Source organism: Pseudomonas sp. P4_C3, from assembly GCF_056402075.1.
This window is the reverse complement of the sequence record NZ_JBFUIC010000545.1, coordinates 1-1,851: the sequence shown is the minus strand read 5'-3', so window position 1 is coordinate 1,851 and position 1,851 is coordinate 1. Positions and strand designations below refer to the sequence as shown.

The window sequence follows — 1,851 nt, the reverse complement described above, 5'->3', positions numbered from 1 at the left end:
CAGTCTTCAGTGGTACGTCTATTGGGATTCGCGCCAACCTATCGATGAAAACCTCCCGGATTTCGCGCTACTCGGTACCGATGAGTCCGACGACAACTTCGCAGCGTCCCGCCAAGGTCTTCCCAACTATGGGCAAGATCGCGAAGCAATGCGTGCTGGTCGGAGCTGGACAGGTGTTCCGGGCGTTATTTTTGAGGATTATGCCGTTGCGGAGAGCATTCCCATCGTCGATCGGACACGGGAGTTTCTGGGTAGCGGGGATCTCGCAATTGTCCGTTTACGGCGTGAATTGATGGAGCGGATCCGCCAATCGGAAGCCAATGAAGACAGCATCCAGGCGCAAGCGAGCGATTACCGTTCATTGAGGGCGTTGGCTGACATGATTCCTGTTGGGACCGTCATTCAGGACTACACGGAGCAGGTGCGTCAAGAACGCAGAATGACTTATCTCTGAGCCCGTTAGGCCGTCAGATTGATGAGCTGGCGGCCGAACGCTCCAATAACAATCCATGGTTCGGGCTAGGTTGCGAAATGCCAAACACATTCCAGGTGTACATCAAATCAGTCACCCATGAGGCAGATGGGGTACTGGCGTATGAGCTAAAAGGGCTGGAGGGCGTGACGCTTCCTGCATTTACTCCGGGGGCCCACATTGACGTCATTGCGGAGGCTATTCCTCTGCGCAGTTACTCCTTGCTAAACGAACCGTCCGAGAGAAATCGTTACGTCATAGCGGTAGCCAAAGACCCTAAAAGTCGTGGTGGATCGATCATGATTCACGAACGCTTGCGTCCCGGGGACAGGTTGCAGGTCAGTGAGCCCAGAAATCTGTTCCCCCTCTCTGAAGGCGAGCATCGTTCTGTGCTGATCGCGGGTGGGATAGGGGTTACGCCGCTTTGGTGTATGGCGCAGCATTTGAATAACGAAAACATGGACTGGGAGCTGCATTACTTCGCTCGCAGTGYTAACCACGCCGCGTTGATCGACGCGATGCAAGGTCACATCACCCAGGACAAGGTCCAGTTGCTGTTGGGGTACGACGTCGAGGCTACCGTCGCTCACATCCAGGAGGTTTTCCGTGGTGATGATGGAACCCGGCATTACTATTGTTGCGGGCCTGCGGGGATGATTCAGGCCTATTCTCAGCAAGCAAAGGCGCTTTCCATCGCTGATAGCAGAGTTCACTTCGAGAGCTTTATACCGCTGCAGGAAGCCGCGACATCGGGTGGGTATGAGATCGTACTGGCGAAGACCGGGAAGACCCTCAAGATGGAGCAGGGTAAAAGCATGCTCGATGCGCTGATTGAAAACGGTGTAGAGGTGATGCATTCCTGTCGCGAAGGCATCTGTGGTGCTTGTGAGGTGCGGGTGCTGGAGGGCACGCCAGACCATCGCGATTCAATTCTCAGCGAGGCGGAAAAGCAGGCGGGCAAGACTGTCTTTGTTTGCTGCTCAGGAAGCAAGACGCCTCGTATGGTGTTAGACCTGTAATACCCGTCCTCTGGCGGGTTTATCAAGCATGGGTAGGCTCGTTGACAAAACGATACGTATAGTTTTATATATGGGTACTTTCAACGAGAACAAAAAATGTCCAACGACTCTCTGCGTGTGATGTGGTTTGTCCCTCCTGCCATTGCGGTAGCAGCCTCGTGGCAAATGCCGGCAGATTTGCGCCTCGAGTCTTCGATGACTCAATCGTCTGATGAGCAGTACTCGTCACTGTGTGCAGGAGAGGTCGACGCGGTCGTAACGTCGATCGACAACGTTCTGCACTGGAACCGCCGGCAAGGTCCACAAGACTTCGTGGTGATTGCTCAGATTGAAACCACCACGCCGTTACAACTGGTCGGC

Annotated in this window: 2 protein-coding genes; both read left to right on the top strand. The window is 54.4% G+C overall.

Features of this window, described 5'->3' with window-relative positions:
• The coding region (locus AC1DVH_RS30425; protein WP_477756916.1) for a hypothetical protein at nucleotides 1-454 on the top strand (454 nt) is incomplete at its 5' end.
• A 77-nt stretch (nucleotides 455-531) separates the two neighbouring features.
• On the top strand, nucleotides 532-1,491 hold the full coding sequence (locus AC1DVH_RS30420) for a PDR/VanB family oxidoreductase (protein WP_477756915.1): 960 nt from the start codon (nucleotides 532-534) through the stop codon (nucleotides 1,489-1,491).
• Nucleotides 1,492-1,851: the final 360 nt, after the last annotated feature.